The sequence below is a fragment of the Arthrobacter sp. Bz4 genome (assembly GCF_003075455.1).
Classification (GTDB): Bacteria; Actinomycetota; Actinomycetes; order Actinomycetales; family Micrococcaceae; genus Arthrobacter_D.
On sequence record NZ_QDAE01000010.1, the window covers coordinates 30,000 to 47,550 of the forward strand.

Annotated in this window: 14 protein-coding genes and 1 pseudogene; 5 read left to right on the plus strand and 10 right to left on the minus strand. The window is 65.6% G+C overall.

Features of this window, described 5'->3' with window-relative positions; all coding sequences use genetic code 11:
- The first annotated feature begins 125 nt into the window (after positions 1–125).
- Complete coding sequence (locus DDA93_RS09430; protein ID WP_116778625.1) at positions 126–1,094, plus strand: serine/threonine-protein kinase; 969 nt, start codon at positions 126–128, stop codon at positions 1,092–1,094.
- Between the two features lie 115 nt (positions 1,095–1,209).
- Here DDA93_RS09430 and DDA93_RS16305 read toward each other — a convergent pair whose 3' ends face one another.
- The gene (locus tag DDA93_RS16305; RefSeq protein WP_156911140.1) at positions 1,210–1,365 is read right to left on the minus strand and encodes a hypothetical protein; all 156 of its coding nucleotides are present in this window, start codon (positions 1,363–1,365) and stop codon (positions 1,210–1,212) included.
- A 146-nt stretch (positions 1,366–1,511) separates the two neighbouring features.
- On the opposite strand from DDA93_RS16305, the gene DDA93_RS09435 reads away from it, so the two are divergent.
- A complete protein-coding gene (locus DDA93_RS09435) occupies positions 1,512–1,946 on the plus strand; it encodes a PGPGW domain-containing protein (protein WP_243400575.1) in 435 nt (144 codons plus the stop codon).
- Between the two features lie 27 nt (positions 1,947–1,973).
- Here the strand turns inward: DDA93_RS09435 and DDA93_RS09440 are convergent, their stop codons facing one another.
- The 4 genes from DDA93_RS09440 to DDA93_RS09455 all read right to left on the minus strand — a co-directional run bounded on the left by DDA93_RS09440 (position 1,974) and on the right by DDA93_RS09455 (position 6,511).
- Entirely contained in the window at positions 1,974–2,870 is an 897-nt protein-coding gene (locus DDA93_RS09440; protein ID WP_116778627.1) for a DNA-formamidopyrimidine glycosylase family protein, read from the minus strand.
- Positions 2,871–2,962: 92 nt separating this feature from the next.
- A complete protein-coding gene (locus DDA93_RS09445; protein WP_019481222.1) occupies positions 2,963–4,294 on the minus strand; it encodes an MFS transporter in 1,332 nt (443 codons plus the stop codon).
- Between the two features lie 150 nt (positions 4,295–4,444).
- Positions 4,445–5,899 carry a 4-hydroxyphenylacetate 3-monooxygenase, oxygenase component gene (hpaB, locus tag DDA93_RS09450; protein ID WP_116778628.1) on the minus strand — a complete coding sequence of 485 codons (1,455 nt, stop codon included), beginning with the start codon at positions 5,897–5,899 and terminating at the stop codon, positions 4,445–4,447.
- Positions 5,900–5,959: 60 nt separating this feature from the next.
- A complete protein-coding gene (locus DDA93_RS09455; RefSeq protein ID WP_243400576.1) occupies positions 5,960–6,511 on the minus strand; it encodes a flavin reductase family protein in 552 nt (183 codons plus the stop codon).
- Positions 6,512–6,643: 132 nt separating this feature from the next.
- On the opposite strand from DDA93_RS09455, the gene DDA93_RS09460 reads away from it, so the two are divergent.
- Entirely contained in the window at positions 6,644–7,369 is a 726-nt protein-coding gene (locus tag DDA93_RS09460) for a helix-turn-helix domain-containing protein (protein ID WP_116778629.1), read from the plus strand.
- 36 nt (positions 7,370–7,405) lie between these two features.
- Here DDA93_RS09460 and DDA93_RS09465 read toward each other — a convergent pair.
- The 4 genes and pseudogenes from DDA93_RS09465 to DDA93_RS09480 form a co-directional block, all read right to left on the minus strand.
- A pseudogene (locus tag DDA93_RS09465) lies at positions 7,406–8,679 on the minus strand (MFS transporter).
- Between the two features lie 78 nt (positions 8,680–8,757).
- Positions 8,758–11,988 carry an SMC family ATPase gene (locus DDA93_RS09470; protein ID WP_116778630.1) on the minus strand — a complete coding sequence of 1,077 codons (3,231 nt, stop codon included), beginning with the start codon at positions 11,986–11,988 and terminating at the stop codon, positions 8,758–8,760.
- On the minus strand, positions 11,985–13,151 hold the full coding sequence (locus tag DDA93_RS09475; protein WP_116778631.1) for an exonuclease SbcCD subunit D: 1,167 nt from the start codon (positions 13,149–13,151) through the stop codon (positions 11,985–11,987). Before DDA93_RS09475 ends, DDA93_RS09470 begins: the two co-directional genes overlap by 4 nt.
- Positions 13,152–13,226: 75 nt before the next feature.
- The gene (locus tag DDA93_RS09480) at positions 13,227–14,261 is read right to left on the minus strand and encodes an aquaporin (RefSeq protein WP_116778632.1); all 1,035 of its coding nucleotides are present in this window, start codon (positions 14,259–14,261) and stop codon (positions 13,227–13,229) included.
- A 181-nt stretch (positions 14,262–14,442) separates the two neighbouring features.
- On the opposite strand from DDA93_RS09480, the gene DDA93_RS09485 reads away from it, so the two are divergent.
- Together DDA93_RS09485 and DDA93_RS09490 are read left to right on the plus strand one after the other, a co-directional pair.
- On the plus strand, positions 14,443–15,495 hold the full coding sequence (locus DDA93_RS09485) for an ADP-ribosylglycohydrolase family protein (RefSeq protein WP_116778633.1): 1,053 nt from the start codon (positions 14,443–14,445) through the stop codon (positions 15,493–15,495).
- Positions 15,496–15,559: 64 nt separating this feature from the next.
- Positions 15,560–16,480, plus strand: a complete 921-nt coding sequence (locus tag DDA93_RS09490) for an SDR family NAD(P)-dependent oxidoreductase (protein ID WP_116778634.1) — start codon at positions 15,560–15,562, stop codon at positions 16,478–16,480.
- A gap of 40 nt (positions 16,481–16,520) precedes the next feature.
- Here the strand turns inward: DDA93_RS09490 and DDA93_RS09495 are convergent, their stop codons facing one another.
- Positions 16,521–17,519, minus strand: a complete 999-nt coding sequence (locus DDA93_RS09495; RefSeq protein ID WP_024476306.1) for an exonuclease domain-containing protein — start codon at positions 17,517–17,519, stop codon at positions 16,521–16,523.
- Between the last annotated feature and the right edge of the window lie 32 nt (positions 17,520–17,551).

Genomic DNA, 17,551 nt, shown 5'->3' on the forward strand with positions numbered 1-17,551 from the left:
ACCGCGCTTTTCGCTGGCTCCGTGCGGCGCGTCACTACTCGCGCTAAAGTACGATAGCGTGGCATAGTCAGCGGACTTAGTAATACGAGCTGATCCCTGTCAATCTCTCGTACGGTGAGGACCCCGTGAACCAACTGCTAGCGCAGCGGTATCGAACCGCCGAGCTCCTCGGCACGGGCGGCGCGGCGGCTGTGTACCGCGCGATTGATCAGAACCTGGGCCGCGACGTCGCGGTCAAGGTGTTCAACCCCAGTACCTCCGACGACGACGACTACCGCCGGCAGCACACCGAAACACTACTGCTCGCCACGCTGAACCATCCGGGCCTTGTTACCCTCCACGATGCGGGGCTGCAGCAGGACGAGTCGGGCCGGACCACCAGTTTTCTGGTCATGGAACTCGTCGATGGGCTGGATCTGAGGAAACTCCTGAAGACCGAACGCCTCGAACCCCTAGCGGTGGCCCAGCTCGGTGCCGACCTGGCCGATGCGCTGGCCTACGTCCATTCCCAGGGCGTCATCCATCGGGACGTCAAGCCCGCAAACATCCTGCTGTACCGTTCCGACGAGCAGGACACCCGACTGTACTCGAAGCTGACCGACTTCGGCATTGCGCGGATGGTTGACGCCTCGGCGGCGACCGCTACCGGCGCCACCATCGGCACCGCCAACTATCTCAGCCCCGAGCAGGCGCACGGAACGGCTGTCGACTACAAATCCGACATTTACTCCCTCGGCCTGGTGCTGCTCGAATGCCTTACCGGCAAAAAAGCCTTTCCCGGCGCCGTCGTCGAAGCGGCCGTCGCCCGGCTCCTGCGCGATCCTGAGGTTCCCGCCGATCTGGGACCCTTCTGGGCCCCGCTCCTGACCAGCATGACGGCACGCGGCCCCCAGCAGCGCCCGGATGCCCACGAGGTTGCCCTGGCCTTGCGTGAGTATGCCGCGGCCGACGACGACCTCCTGGTGTCCAGGCCCGCCGGGCAGGCCCACTCGGACGAGTCAGCCGCTGAGTCGCCGGGGGCGATCACCGGCGGGATAACCACCGGCAACGTCTACATTCCGGCACCGCCGGCCCACGCACCCACCCTTGGCTAGCACCCCCACTCCCCCGCACACGAGCGCATCGGACCCAGGTACTGGCGCCGCGCATCGTGCCATGCGTCGCGGCCCGCTCAGCGGCGCTCAGTACCTGGAAAAGTGGTTCGGGGAGCTAGTTGTCTTCGTCCGAGGGTTCCTCGGGCTCAAAGCTCGAGGCCTCTTCAGTGACTCCTGCTCCTACCCCCTCCTCGGACTCCGGGATAGTGCCTTCGGGGCCTTTCGACTTCTCGTCGGCGTTCGCATTTTCCGGCTCAGGCTGCTCAGTCATGGCGCTCCTTCTGGTTGCTGTTCAACTCGTCCTGTCATCCTAGCGAGTCCCGGTGGCGCTGACTCATCGAATGGCCCAGGGCTCGCTCCTGGGCGCGGGCGCCGGACCGAATATGGCAAGCTAATCAAATGATGAAGGCGGACCGCGTGCACCCCTGGATACGGCGAGTCGCCATTGAAGTGGGCGGGTGGACACTGGTGGTGCTTGGTATTGCCGGGTTGGTCCTCCCCGGTCCGGGCCTGCTATTGGTCGCTTCCGGACTGGCAGTGCTGTCCTTCCGCTATCCCTGGGCGGAACGGCTCTTGCACCCGGTGATGGCGCGGGCCATGCAGGCGGCCGAGCTGGGCATGCTGACCTGGCCCCGCATTGTGCTCAGTGTGCTGAGCGCGCTGACGCTCATGGCCACGGGAGTGATCTGGGGGTTACAACCCGAGGTCCCCGGCTGGTGGCCGCTGGAAGACCGGTGGTGGCTGCCGGGCGGCTGGGTCACCGGTGGCACCATGATCGGCTCAGGCATCATTGCGTTGGGCCTGATCGTCTACAGTTACCGACGGTTCAGGCCCGGCCGGTCAGAACGCTAGACGCACGGCACCGGCCAGGTGCGCCGGCTACTTCAGGAACTTCGACGTACGCCGGTCGGCCAGCGGTTTGCCGCCGGTCTGGCAGGTGGGACAGTACTGCAGCGAGGAATCCGCGAAGGAGACTTCGCGCACCGTGTCGCCGCAGACCGGGCATGCCTCGCCCGTGCGGGCATGTACCCGCAGTGACTGCCGCTTGGTGTCCTTGAGTTCCTTGGCGGGCCGCCCGGACGCAGCCTCGATCGCTGTCCGCAGCAGGTGGTGCATGGTGGTGTGGAGGGTGGCGACGGCGTCGTCGTCGAGCTTGTTGGCCAGGGCAAACGGCGAGAGCCGTGCCGCGTGCAGGATTTCATCGCTGTAGGCGTTGCCAATTCCCGCGATCTTTGACTGATCCCTCAGCAGCCCCTTGATCTGGCCAGCGTGGGCGTGTAGCAGGGGCTTGAATCCCGCCAGGTCCAACTCAAGCGCATCCGGTCCCAGCCTGGCAATCCCGGGAACCTCCTCAGGGCTCTCGACCACGTAGGCGGCCAGCGACTTGCGGGTCCCAGCCTCGGTCAGGTCGAAGCCCGGCTCACCCCCGGGTCCAGGTTCGGTGCCAGCGTCCGCGAACCGGACCCGCAGTGCGATTAGCCCCTTGCCCGGCTTCAGGCGTGCCGTGCTGAGACTGTCGGACCATCTGAGCCACCCGGCGCGGGCCAGATGCATCACCAGGAATAGCCCGCCGATTTCCAGCACCAGGAATTTGCCACACCGGTCAACTGATTGAACCTGCAGCCCAGCCAGGGACTGCACGGGTACCTTGGCCGTCTTCAGCACCGAAAAGGACGCCACCTCAAGACCGGCGACGACGGCGGGCGGACCGTCCTCGGGGATGAGTTTCCGCCGAAGGAAATCAACGAGTCCCTGCACCTCAGGCATCTCTGGCATGGACCTAGGTTAACACTGCTGCACAACGGACGGGGCCGGAAGCAGCGGGAGGTCTCCCGCCGCTGCCGGCCCCGTTGATGCAGTATGACGCGCTAGTGGTGAGACACGCCCAGCGGTGCGCCCTTGGTCTCCTTGACCAGGCTGACGCCAATGAAGGAAATCACACACAGCACCATGATGTAGATCGCCACGGAACCCGACCATTCGTACGCCTCAAGGAGCGCCTGCGCCACTGTGGCAGCGAACGCTCCGCCGAGGATTGCGCCGAGGGCGTAGCCGATCGAGATGCCCGAGTACCGCACCTGGGCGGGGAACATTTCGGCGTACATGGCCGACATGGGGCCGTAGGACAGACCCAACCCAATGGTCAGGACGAACAGGGCCACCCCGTAGAGCACGATGTCGCCGGTGTCGATCAGCATGAACATCGGGATCATCCAGACGAAGACCCAGGCATAGCCGATCTGGAAGGTCCGGACCCGGCCAATCTTGTCGGAGAGCCAGCCTCCCACCATGGTGAAAATCAGCCAGCCGAAGGAGGCCAGCACTGTTGCCAGCAGCACCTCCTGGATGGGAAGTTCCAGACGCCCAGTGGCATACGAGATGAAGAAGGCAATCAGGAGGTACCCGGCGGCGTTGTTACCGATGAAGATGGCAGCTGACAGGAGCACGTTCTTGGTGTGGTTCCGGAACAGTTCACGAAGCGGCGCCTTGCTTTCCGCCTTGCGCTGCGCCATCTCCTTGAACACTGGGCTCTCGGCGACCGAGCGGCGGATCAGGTATCCCACCACGATCAGGACCACCGACAGCAGGAACGGAATCCGCCAGCCCCAGGCCAGGAACTCATCTTCGGTCAGAACCGTCCGCAGCAGCAACAGGAGGCTGGTCGCGAGGATCATCCCGATGGGGACACCGATCTGCGGGTAGGCCCCGAAGAGTCCGCGCCGGTGTACGGGTGCGTGCTCCACGGCCATGAGTGCTGCACCGCCCCATTCACCGCCGGCGGAGAAGCCCTGGATGATGCGGAACAGGATCAGCAGGATGGGTGCCCAGATGCCGATCTGCGCGTAGGTCGGCAGGAGGCCGATCAGAGCGGTCGCCCCACCCATCAAGAGCAGGGTCATCACCAGCACGGCCTTGCGGCCAATCCGGTCACCGAGGTGACCCGCGACGATCGCGCCGAGCGGACGGAAGAGGAAGCTGATGCCGATCAGGGCGAACGACAGGATCTGGGCCAGGCCGGGGTTCGAATCCGACAGGGGTGTCAGGAAGAGCCCGGCCAGGACTGTCGCGGTCAGCTGGGCGAAAATGAAAAAGTCGTACCACTCGATGGTGGTGCCGACCAGGGTCCCCGCCAGAACCTTGCGTTCCTCGCGGGTCACGCGTTGTTTGGGCTGGCCAACGCTGGTGGAAGAAGACGTCATTGTGTACTCCAGGGTGGGACGGACTATTTACTGACAGAACGTTCGGTTTGTGACGCTGATCATACTACCCCGGGATGGCCTAATGCACGCTCCCCGGCGACGACTTGCCGGAAGACCTGCCGGGAAGCCTGTCGAAAGGCGGCGGCGCGGCTAGTCGGTACGAGCCAGGAACTCGCGCACCCGCGCCTGGACAGGGGCAGTGTCATAGCTTTTGACCAGCGCCCCGGCCATCCGAACCGGGTCGCCGAAGAAGAAATACTCATACAGGGCCTGACGACCCGAGAAACCGGAGATTGACGCGTCATGCGCCAGCTTGAATAGCCGCACCCGTTCGGGTCCGGTGAGCGTTTTGGTCTGGAGATACCGTTCGATATCTGGCAGCGCCGCACTGGCCAGATCGGCCTCGCCCGGGAGCGCCATCAGGCCGCTGGCGGATAATTTGCGGATAATCTGGGGGAAGCGCTGGGCCACCTTCGGATACCAGTTGCGTGCCGCGTTGAGTGTGGCCCACTTCGGCAACATCACGCCGTCGTCGTTCGGTGTGGCATCGACCTCGGACGCCCGCAGCAGGGCTTTGCCGATTTCGACCGTCTGGATGAGCTCGGCGAGATCCTCCTGGATGTGCTGGAATCCGCCGATACCGATGGACTCCGACAACTCCGCTGCCAGGCCGAGGAAGAACTCGCTCTTGGCTATGGTCCGCGTGACCACCTGGTGGGTCATCAGCGCCCCGGCGCCGGTTTCGGAGTAGAAGCCGTTGCAGAGGTCGGGGTGCCCGAGCATGAAGATGCGCTCGTTCGGCACGAACACGTTGTCGAATATGACGACGGCGTCCATTTCCTCGAACCGCGAAGCCAGCGGCTCGTCGTGGATCGACCCACCATTGTGGAGGGGGGTACGGCACAGGTACCTCAGACCCTCAGCGTCGTTGGGGAGCGCGAACGCGAAGGAATACGGCGCATCCTCGGGGGTTCCGCGCAACAGGGTGGATGGGAAGACGAGCAGTTCATCGGCGATGGGGGCGTTGGTAGCGAGCATGCGGGCACCGTTGATGATGATTCCGTCGTCGCGTTCCTCGGTGATGCGGGCCGACAGGTGACCACCCAGCTGCTCCGATCCCGACACCGCCCGATTGACCTGCGGCGGAATCAGCGTGTGGGTGGTGAGGAGATCATTCTCCCGGCAGAACTCGTAGTACCGGCGAATGTTCTCGCCGAACATGGGGTCCGCCTGGGCGAACCAGTGTTCGGCCGCGCTCAGCGCGGTCAGGCACCCATTCATGTAATCCCCGGTGCGGCCCAGGAAACCCTGCGAATATTCGGCCCAACAGGCCGTCGCCGCACGACGCCGTTCCAGGTCCGCGACCGTGCGCGGCACGAGGAAGGAGGCGTTGACCCGGTCACCGCTCGACGGCGATGGGTACGTCAGCCGGTCCGCATACTCGGGATCGTGCTGCAGATCGAATAGCCGGGCGTAGGACCGCGCCACATTCCTGAACGCAGGGTGATCGGCGATGTTTTCGCTGACTACCTGACCATCGATGACCACGTGCGGTCGCATGGAATTCAATGTGTCCAGGTACTGTGTGCCGGATCGGATGCCCATTGTTCTTCAGTCCTTGAGGAAGTCGTGCGGTTCAGCTGCCTGGGGTTTTGGTGGACCCGGTCAGAGTAGGTCTTCCATCCCCAGCTGGTCTTCCGGGATGGTCGTGAAGCTACTGTTGGCGTACGCCAGGGCATCGCCCTTGCGGTAGTTGAAATCCTGCACCTCGCCGAGGTACAGGGTGTGGTCGCCGCCGTCGTACGCTGCCCACGGAGTGCACTCAAAGTAGGCCAGGACGTTCCCCAGACGTGGCGCACCTTCCCCCTCGACCCAGAGCGGCTCATCAACGGGTCGCCCGGCGAAGTGCAGGGCCAGTTGGCGCTGCTCGGCGCCGAGGATGTTGACGGTGAACGGTCTGCCGGCCAACTCGTCGTGGGCCGTGGTGCTGCGGGCGATACTCACCAGCACCAGCGGCGGATCCATTGACACCGAGGTAAAGGAATTGACGGTGATCCCATGACGCTTGGTGGCGCCGTCGAAGGTGACGATCGCGACGCCGGTCGCGAACCGGCCAAGGCTTCCCCTGAAGTGGTGGGCCCGCGGTACGTTCAGGGAGCGCCGACGTGCGGGTGCGCCACTGCTGGCTGCACTCCCGTCCTGCGGTGAAGCGGTCATGGTCAAACTCCCTTGACGTGCCTGTACTAGCGTTAAGGACAGCCTAGCTGTTCTATAGTTGAACAATTCATTCTGATAGTGAAATATTGGCGGAAGTGACGAAGACAACAGCCGCCCACCCGAGAGGACGCCATGGACAGTGTGCAGACCAGCGCTACGGTGGCACCGTCATCACATTCCCAGACCCTCTCCCGGGGCATCCGTGCCCTGGAAATCCTGGCCGAAGCGCGCACCCCCCTGTCCATCGCCGAGCTGTCCACGCAGCTTGGGGTGCACCGCTCCATCGCCTACCGCATCCTGCGGACCCTTGAAGACCACTCGCTGGTGGTGAGGGATGCTGCGGGTCGGGTGCAGGCGGGCCCCGGCCTCGCCGCGCTGGCCCGCGGCGTGGCGGGCGATCTGCAGTCGGCGGCGCTGCCCGAACTGACCCATTTGGCCAATAGCCTGGGCATGACCGCCTTCGTTGCCGTCCTGAACCAACATGACTGCGTCACGCTGGTCACGGTAGAGCCCCGGCACACCGGTGCCACCGTTGCCCAGCGCCCTGGCACCCGCCACTCGGTGAGCGCCGGAGCGCCGGGAATTGCCATCCAATCGGCAATGACTGAACAGGACTGGGCTCGTTTTGCCCCTGGCCAGCAGTACCGGGAAGCCGCCCGCACCGCGCAGCGCACCGGCTACGCGGTGAGCCACGATGAGGTGATTGAGGGCGTCTCCTCGGTAGCCGTATCGGTCCGCATCCCCGGTCAACTACCGGCAGCCGTAGCGCTGGTCTACATCCGCAGCCAGCACACTCCGGCGGAGCTTGGTGCTCAACTCGCGGACTGCGCGCGGACCATCGAACAACAGTTGCGCTGAGGGGCGCAGGGAGGGTGCTGGGTGGGGTGCAGCGGGCTAATCGGATTGATGCTGCCGGGGCACCGTCAATGAAACGACTCCCAGCACCAGCAGCGCACCAGCCGCAGCTACCGGAACCACGAAGGCAGAACTGAAGCCGTTTGCTTCCGCCAGGGTCCCGGCCACTGCGGCCCCGATCGCCGTCCCAGCGACAATTCCGCTGGCCAGCAGGGTCATGACCGTTCCCATCAGTTCCTTCGGGGCCACCAGGGAGCCAATACTGAAAATCGTGACCATCGTGGGTCCCACCGGGATACCCAGGACGAACAGCACCAGCAGCATCAGCGGGACCTCCTGCGGGATGAAGAGGAACAGGCTGAGCAGGCTCATCCCGCCAGCGGAGATGATCCAGCGAAACGACGCCGAGAATCGGGCTGACCAGTACGCCACCGACAGCGCCGCCGCCGCTGAGCTCAGACCCATCACGGCGTACAGCAGACCCGCCGACGTCGCAGCCCCGAACTCGCCGGCGAACGCGATCAGGGCCGTCTGCGTTGAGCCGAAGAAGGTACCCATTGCAACCATGCCAAGCACCGGGAGCGGAACCAGCAACCAGAACCGTCGGCTGCCGGGCTCCCTCCGGCGGGTGCTGGGCTCCCCCTCCCGGGCAGGGTGAGGACGCCGGCTTAGCGGCACCACGGCCTGGACCGTGGGGTGAATTGCGAACGCGCTCACCATGACGATGGTCAGCACGGCGGCGAGGGCCAGCGGCAGCCAGGGGGCAATCACACTCGCCAACAGGCCCACAAGTGCTGGCCCCAGAACGAAGGTCAGTTCATCCGCGGTGCTCTCGTAGGACAGCGCCGTATCCAGATCGCCCTGTTGGGTTCCGCGGGTCAGGGCGATCCACCGCACCCGGGCCAGTGGCCCGATCTGCGGGCAGGTCAATCCCATGCCGAAGGCTGCCCCGAGAATGAGTGCGGTGGAGGCCGCCGAAAAGTCAGGCACTGAGTAACTGGCCGTGACCACCAGGCAATCGCCATAGTGTTCAGGACCGCCGAGACGAGCAGCACGGGCCGTTGCCCGGTGCGGTCGGCAAGGTACCCGAGAATAGGGGCTCCCAGCGCCGAACCGACGCCGACCGCTCCGGCGGCAAACCCTCCGGTTGCTACCGACCCGCTGGCCGCCGTAACCAGGGTCAGGGCCCCGACAGTCAACATGGCAAGGGGCAGCCGGGCGAAGAAGCCGATGGTGAGGAAAGAAGATCCGGCGAGGGCCGGGAGCCGGCCATAGCGTCCCAGCCGGCTAGCTGATACTGCGGGTAGTGTCATGGTGAGGGTCTTTCCGGATACAGCTGATTGCGCATCGTCCCCCCTCCCGATGCGCCCAACCCGGTGACAACCCTCAATTTACACCGTCTGCAGCCCATCCGTCTGATGCGGACCGGTGGGCTGATCGTCGATGGGCAGTTGGTCGATGGGCAGTTGGTCGACCGGTAACTGGTCGACAATCCGCAGGGTGGATCCGTTTCGTCCCTTGATCACCTGAAGCTGGGCGGTGATGCGCTGCTTGAGTTCGGCGACGTGGCTGACCAGCCCCACCATCCGGCCGCCGTCCCGAAGCCCTTCCAGAGCGTCCATGACCTGATCCAGGGATTGGTCATCGAGACTACCGAAGCCCTCATCAACGAACAGTGTCTCGATCTCGATTCCCCCTGACTCGGCCTGAACGACGTCGGCCAGGCCGAGGGCGAGCGCCAGGGCCGCCATGAAGGATTCGCCGCCTGAGAGGGTTGCCGTGTCCCTCGTATTTCCGGTCCAGCCGTCGATGACGTCGAGTCCCAGGCCCGACTTCTTGTTGCCCGATAGCGCATCACTGTGCACGAGAGCATAGCGCCCATCAGACATGGCCAGCAGCCGTTCAGTCGCTGCATCCGCTACCTGCTCCAGGCGTGCAGCCAGCACGTAGGTGCCAAGACTCATCTTGTACGAGTTGTCTCCGCCTCCGGCCGCGGTGTCGGCCAAGGATTTCACGAGTTCATACTCGGTCCGCAGCGGCAGCACCAGCTTCTCCTGGCGACCCATTTCGGCTGCATAGCGTTCAAGCTGTGCGGCCGACTCCTCGATCATCCGACGTCTGACCTCACTTTTCGCGGCGCGTGCAGCCGATTCACTCTCCGCCGCTGCCGCTGCTTCAAGCACTTCGCGGGTCACTGCCAGCAGACCGGCTGCCTCGTCCTGAAGTGCCCCGGCAATCTCCGGCAGGCCCTGATCAGCTTCCAGCCGGTGCGTGGTGCGCTGATAGCCGCTGAGGAACTGCTCGGCGCGCTGCAGCTCAGCCGACGGCAGCAGGGCCGCGCGCACCTCATCCGGGTCGTCGAATGACGAGTTCGACAGTCCCTCGGCCAGCGAGCCAAACGCCTGATCGTGGCCGTCGCGGGCACGGATCAGGCCCTGCAGGGCGTCCCGACAGGTGGCAATAGCTTCGTGTCCCGCCGACAGCTGAGTAATCCGTTCGGCCAGGGTGTCATACCCATCGCGGAGCGTGACCAGCCGCCCAGTCACTTCCCCTCGCTGTTCCTCCAGCCCGGCAATCAGTGACCGCAGTTCAGCAAGGGAAGTTGTCAACCCGTTATAGGTGGCAGTGAGGCTTTCTTCGCGTTCGGTCAACTCGACCAGCCGGGCCGTGACGCGCTCCAATGCCTGTCGTGCTGCGACGGCTTCCGCCAGCAGGCCAGTGTCCCGCGTGAGGTCCTCCTGCACGTCGGCAGCATCCCTGCCACCACCCTGCGCCTCCAACCTGGCGGCCTCCAGGACTGCCTCGTCCCGCACTCGTCGGATCCGGTCCAGCTCCTGCTCGGCGGCGTCCTGCTTCCGGTGTGCAGCCTCTTCCTGGTCGTGGGTGACCAGGGTGTCCAGATCGGCCGAGGCCGGCCGGGGATGGGACCGGCTGCCGCAGACCGGGCAGTCACTATCGTCGGTGAGCCGGTCAGCCAACTCGGCTGCAGCCTGTTCCAGGCGTTGCCGGAGGGTATCCAGCCAGTGACCCTTGAGCTCTAGGAAGCGCCGTTCGGCTGCCGTGTACTTCTCCTCCTCGCCCAGGACCCTGTCTCGCGCGGTCTCGAGGGCCGCGATCGTGGTCAGGAGCCGCTTGCCCTCTGCCACCCGCTCCCCCAGCGTCGATTCCTGGTTGACCTGACGCTCAAGCTCGCTACGCTCCGCACGGGCTTCGGCGGCCTCGGCGCGGACCTCCGCCTGGGCACCCGAGCAGTCCGCAAGGGCTGCCTCAATCCGTTCCTGCTCAGCCGCCGCCTTGGCGAGCCTGTGCTCCAGCGACTGCAGACGCTGTTCCTCCGGCAGTGCCGAGCGCAGCACCCCGAGGTCTGAGGTGGCACTGGTGCAGGCAGCATCGAGCACGCCGATCGTCTCGTCAAGGCTGGACCCCGCGCCGTCGACGCCGACAGGGCTCACATCGACGCCGTCGGCGGCGGTGATGACGGAAATGACGTCGTCGGGATTGAGTCCGGGCACCAGGGATCCGGCCACCTCGGATTCGGCGATCCGGAGCGTTGCGACCTTCGCCCCGGCGGTGGCGTGGCTGAGCGTCCGCTCTGCCTGATCCAATGAGCGGAGGCCACCTTCCAGGATGCGGGCCTTCCGATCCCGTTCCACTGCAGCCTGAAACGCTTCCGCATCCTCACGCTGGGCCAGATGCGCGGCCTCGTCAGCCCTGAACTTCGCCAGTGCACCCTGGCGCGCGTGGAGGGCCGACGTCTCCTGGTGTGCCTGTCGGAATGCAGCAAGCTCCAGCGAATCCTTGGTCGAAGTCTGGGTTGCACTTTCCAGCGCACCGGCGAGACGCAACTGCAAGCCGCTGATGGTCTCCGGTCCGGCTTCCTGGGTTTCCGGAGCCGCGTCGGACCCAGAGGCGGAATCGGGGGCGGGGTCCGCCTCGCCCCCCATGAGAGCATGGCGCTCCACCTCATCCAGGGCCCGACGGAAGATGTGGGTCAACCCGGCTTCGGCGTCGGCGACCCGGCCGCCGAGCGCCCGGGCTCGTTCAGCGAGGACTTGCTCCACCTGCTCGAAACGGTCGGTCGAGAAGAGCCGCTGCAGCAGTTCCCGGCGGGATTTCGCATCGGAGCGAAGGAAAGCGGCGAACTCGCCCTGTGGCAGCATCACCACCCGGGTGAACTGCTCACGATTCATGCCGAGAAGGGTCTGGATCTCGTCGCCGGCTTCATCGTTTCGGGCGGATTTCTGGACCCATTCGCCGTCGACCTGCTCCCTCAGCAGGGTGCGGGCCGGCTCGGAGGTGGTCCCCTTGCCCCGCTTGGCCGGGCGATTCCATTGCGGATTGCGGATCACTTCCAACCGGCGACCGCCCACGCTGAACTCGCAGGTCACCTCGGGGGCCAGCGACTCGGGTGCGTGGTCGCTGCGGAGCCGCTTTGCACCCTGCCGGGCGCCGGGCACCGATCCATAGAGCGCGTAGCAGATCGCGTCGAGTACGCTCGATTTTCCGGCGCCCGTGGGGCCGTTCAGGAGGAACAGACCGTGGGCACCCAACCTGTCGAAGTCGACCTGCTGGCGTTCAGCGAAGGGGCCGAACGCCTGAAGTTCCAGGCGGTGGATCCTCACCGTTCGACCTGTGCCGAACGGACTGTCTCAAGGGCGGAGGTGATGACAGCGCGTTCGCCATCGTTCGCTGGACGGGACCGGACGTGGTCAAAGAAGCCACAGCACACCTCCACATCATCAGTGGCCGTGGCGATGCGCTGGCTGTAGGTCTGCGCTGCGCGTTGCCGGTCACCGGCCGGTTCGAAGTTCAATACCAGGGTGGTGGGGAAGCGGCTCCGCAGGCGCTCCATAGCCTGGGCGGGCCGGTCAGCGTCGGTGAGGGTGATGTGGCAATAGGCGTTCTCGGCCCAGTCATGGCGCGGGTCCGCCAGCAGGTCCTCAAGTTCCCCAGCCAGGACCGCCAGCTCGCGGTACCCTGGCCAGTTAATTGCACTGACCTCACCCAGCCCGTCGGCGCTGATGTCCACCAGCCAGGCGCCCTTGGCCTGGTTGGCTTCCGAGAACGAATAGGGCAGGGGCGAACCGGAGTACCGCACATTGGGTGCCAATTGCTGCTGGCCATGAAGGTGCCCCAGGGCCGTGTAGTCGAAGGATTCAAAGAGATCGAGGGGCACGGCACCAACCCCACCCACGCTGAGATCGCGTTCGCTGGCCGAGGTGATACCGCCGCTGGCGAAGGTGTGCGCCATGACCAGGGACCGGACGGTCCCGGCCGCCCGGCGATGCGCCAGGTCCGAATGGACCCGGTCCAGGGCTGCCCTGGTCACGCTGGTGTGTGTCGGGGCCTCGGCTCCGAGCCCACCTGCGACCAGCCGCGGCTCGAGGTAGGGCAGGCCATAGACGGCCAGCTCGGCGCCGTCGTCGTCAAGGGGGAAAAGGACCGGCCGCGCAATGTCCTCAAGCCGGGTGCGTAAGTGCACTCCGCCGCGTTCCAGAATGCGACCGCCGAATCCCAGTCTGGTGGCGGAGTCGTGGTTTCCACTGGAAACCACCACCTGCGCTCCGGCCCCGGTGAGACGATCCAGCGCGTCGTCGAAGAGGCCGACGACGTCCACGCCGGGCAGTGCACGGTCGTAGACGTCGCCGGCGATCAGCACCACATCGACTTCATGCTCGCGGACAGATTTCTCGAGGTGGTCGATGAAAATCCGTTGCGCCTGAAGGGTACCCACACCGTGGAACGACCGTCCCAGGTGCCAATCGGATGTGTGCAGTAGCCTCATGATTCCAAGCTACCGGCCGCCACTGACATTCCTGCGGAGGGTTCCCGGCGGTGCGGACTTTGGCCGGGTTTTAGCCTACTTTTCGTCGCGGCGATCGTCGGATCCGTCGAAGAACGTCCGTGCCTCGTCGGTCCCGGCGGGACGGTCAACCTGACCGTCCTCGGCCGTGTCACCGGTGCGTGCATGGCCGGCCGGGTAGCGGTCAGCCGACGTCACCCCGGTGGTCTGCGAGGGGGCGTTGACCCCGGTGGCTGCCGGGGCTGCGTCGTCGTCGGCAGGTGCGGCGACGGATCCGTCGGCCGGCCCAGCCACCCCGGCTTCACTCTTGCGTCCACCAAACAGCTCGGTGCTGCGGTAGATCAGTCCAGCGATCGCTGCGCCGAGCACCGGTGCTACCCAGAACAGCCACAGCTGCTCGATGGCCCAGCCTTCGGAGAAGATGGCGGCGGCGGTTGACCGGGCTGGGTTCAACGACCCGTTGGTGATGGGGAGCAGGAAGGTCAGCAGCGCGGCGTAGACCAGCCCGATGGCGAAGGGCCCACCGGCGTTGCGCAGCGCACCGGTGGCGGTGCGGGAGGTAGCCCCCAGCACGACGGCGACAAAGATCGCGGTGCCGACAACCTCGGCGAGGAGAGCGCTGCTCAGGGCGAACTGGGTGGGCGAATTGTCTGCGTAACCGTTGGCCGAGACGGCGAACAGGGCCTGGACGCTACCGGCAAACTGCTGGTTGGCGCTCAGGAGCAACCAGATAAACACTGCTGCGACAACGCCGCCGACCACCTGCGCCACAATGTAGGGCAGTACCGAGGCCCACGAGGTTTTACCTGCGATTGCCGAGCCGAGCGTGACCGCCGGGTTGAAGTGCCCCCCCGACACATAGCCGAACGCGACCATCGCTCCGATCAGCGCCAGACCGAAGGCGAGAGTCGGCTGAACACCCGTCTGGGTGTTCAGGATGGTGACGCCCAGTCCCGCGAGGACCAGCAGGAACGAGCCTGCTGCTTCGGCGAGGGACCGGGCCACCAGTGGAAAGTCTTTGATCCCGGCAGCGCGCCCGGAGTGTTCCGGGTCCGCGTGCAGATCGTGGCTGGGCAGAGATGTCTGCGTCATGGTGAACGTATTCCTTCAAGCTGAATGGGAGAGTCGAGATGGGGGTCGACTCTATTGTCGGGACCGTACGATCCGGTCAGGCAAACCCGTCCAGCGTTCCACTTGTTGCTGGATGCCCGCTGTGAGCGGGCGACGCCGGTGGACGGGGCAGTAGCACCATACCCGACACTAGACTGTTGAGGTGCCTGTTGCCCCGACTTATTCCGACCGTGTTCATGGCTGCCTGCTGGGCGGTGCCCTCGGCGATGCCCTCGGCTATGCCGTCGAAGAACTCGACCTGCAATCCATCCGGACAGCCTACGGTCCACACGGTGTGACCTCCCCCGACGCTTTGCCGGACACGTTCCGGTTTTCCGACGATACCCAGCTCACGTTGTATACGGTCGACGGACTCGTTGATGCCATCCAATGGGCCAATGATGGAGTGGCGGCTGATGAGACCGCCTGCCTGTGGCTGGCCTACCTGCGGTGGCTGGCGACGCAGGGCGAGACGCCGTCGTCGTCGGCGCCTGCTCCCCCGCCCCGCTGGATCGATGCCCAGAAAGTCCTTCAGCACCGCCGCCGGCCCGGCGCGGCGTGCCTCAGCGCACTCCGCAGCGGAGACATGGGCACCCAGGCGCGGCCACTGAATCTTGACGCCAAAGGCTCCGGCACGGTGATGCGTTCCGCCCCGTTTGGGCTGGTGCCCCATATTCCTGTCGAGGTTGCCGATCGGCTGGCGATGAACGCCGCCGCACTGACCCACGGCCACCCCACGGCCCAGCACGGCGCTGCCGTGGTCGCCGTCCTGATCCACTCAATCGCCCGTGATGGGAAGCCTCTCGCTGAGGCGGTGGCTGCCGCCGTCTCCCGGGCAGACGCTTCGGCGGTACCCGAGCTGGTCCGCCTCCTTGAGACCGCTGTCGAACTGGCCGACGACGGCGGTGTCTCGCCTGAGCTGATGACGGCAGCCCTCGGCGGTGGGTGGACAGCTGACGAAGCCCTGGCGATTGCCGTGTATGCGGTGCTGGCAACCGAGACGACCGCGGGAGCAGAGGACCACTTCCGCGCTGCGTTATGCCTCGCTGTCAATCACGACGGTGACAGCGACACAACGGGGTCGATCGCCGGCAACATTCTCGGCGCGCTCTACGGGGTGCAGGGGCTGCCCGCCGCGTGGGTGTCCTTGCTGGACGGTGCCGAAACCGTCAGCGCGATGGCCCAGCTGTTGGTGGAAACCACCTCGACCGGCTGAGCCTTTCCCTGGGGAGGTTCTGGTCGATTCTTGGGCTGGCCCCTGCTGTGCCTAGTCTTGGCTCATGGATAACTGGAGTCCCGCTCACCTGTCGGATCTGAGCGGCCGCACCGTGGTGGTCACCGGAGGGAACGCCGGGCTCGGCTATTTTGCCTGCGAGCAGCTGGCGGCGGCCGGGGCGACCGTGGTGATGGCGTCGCGCAATGAACAGAAGGCCACAGCGGCCATTGCAGCGATCCGGCGCAGGGTTCCCCACGCAGACGTCCACTACCAGGAGCTCGATCTGGCCCGGCTCGACTCGGTACGGCAGGCCGTGGAAGTGCTCTCCTCACGGGGTCCCCTCGATGCGCTCCTGGCGAACGCCGGAGTTGTGGGCGCGGCCGGACGCCAGCACACGGCGGATGGTTTTGAGCTGCAGTTCGGCACCAACCACCTGGGACATTTTGCCCTCACAGCGGGCCTGCTGCCTGCCCTCACCGCTGCGCGCGGCCGGGTGGTTCATCTGGGCAGCATCAGCCACCGCTGGGTCCGGCTGAACACTGCCGACCTGATGCCAGCGAAGTACAACAATCCGCGCTCCTACGCGACGTCGAAGCTGGCTGTCATGACCTTCGGTTTCGAACTCGCTGCCCGGCTTCACCTGCTGGGGAGCCCGGTACAGAGCATCGTGGCCCATCCGGGTCTGGCCCTGGACATGCTCACTCCGCACCGACCCGGAATCGGTTTGAACGACACCCCACCCGCTGCACAGCGCCGCGTGCTGGCACCCGTCTCGCACGGCAAGGACACCGGGGCGTGGCCACTGGTTCGGGCGGTGGGTGATCCGGGCGTCGACAACGGCTCCTACTGCGGGCCGAGCGGCTGGTTCCAGTTACGGGGTCACCCGACGTCGGTGCCGGCGCATCCGCACGCCCGCGAGCGCAACACCGCTTCCCGGCTGATCGACGCGTCGGAAGAGCTCACCGGGGTCCAGCTGGCCCTGTAGAGCGGCTGGAACCGTAAGCAGGTCAGGGACCGTAGACCGGTCAGGGACTGTCGACGGGCCAGCGGCCCTCAGTCATCTGCAGGAACTCGGCTTCCGAGAGGACCTCGATCCGCTGGCCTCGCTCGTGGAGGTCGAGAACACGCCGGGCTTTGCCGGTGACGCGTCCATTGCGCAGATCCGAGGCCTCAAATCCGTCGCCCACCACCAATACTGTGGTGCGTTGGGTGACCGTGCTCGCTGGTTGGGCGCCGAGCCACGCGGCCCGTTCCTTGGCCTGCGGACGGGGCATGCCGAGCGTGCCGGTGAACACCACCGTCTGGCCGTACAGCGGGTTCGCCGGATCGGCTGCGCCATTCGCGGGCGGGTTCAAGCCCTCCTCGGGCCACCCGGAGGGGCCGGTCCGGGTAGCAACCGGGCCACGGGCCAGGGCACCGCGCGTCGCCTTCGAGACAGGGTTGATTCCCGGTACGTAGGCATCCTGGATCGAGAGTGGGAGCCGCTGCAGCGCGGCTAGTTCTGCCAGCGAGTCCGCACCGTTCATCCTGGCGATGTCGATCATGATGCCGGCACACGCCCTGGCATCCTCAACTGCATCATGGTGGTTGACCAGCGGGACTCCGGCCGCCTCGGCGACGAAGGGCAGCGAGTACGAGGGCAGCGAATAACTGCGCCGGGAGAGCACCACGGTGCAGGTGTAGTTGTAGGCCGGGCCCGCGATGTTGGAAACTTCCTGTCCCGACCTGATGACGCCCAGATCGAAGGCCGCGTTATGTGCCACCAGGACATCGTCACCAATAAAAGCACCGATCTCCGGGAATAGGTCCCCAAACCGTGGCTGGGTCGCCACCATCTCCGGAGAAATGCCGTGGATCCGTACGTTGCGCCAGTCGAAATGGTCGTGCCCCGCGGGAGGGCGCATCAGCCAGTGGGCCTCGTCCACGATCCTGCCGTCCCGCACCTTGGTCAAGCCAACCGCGCAGGGCGAGCCACGGAACCCGTTTGCTGTCTCAAAGTCGATTGCTGTGAACTCAATTCCCACCGGGTCAACGCTACGGGTTGAACCGACGGATT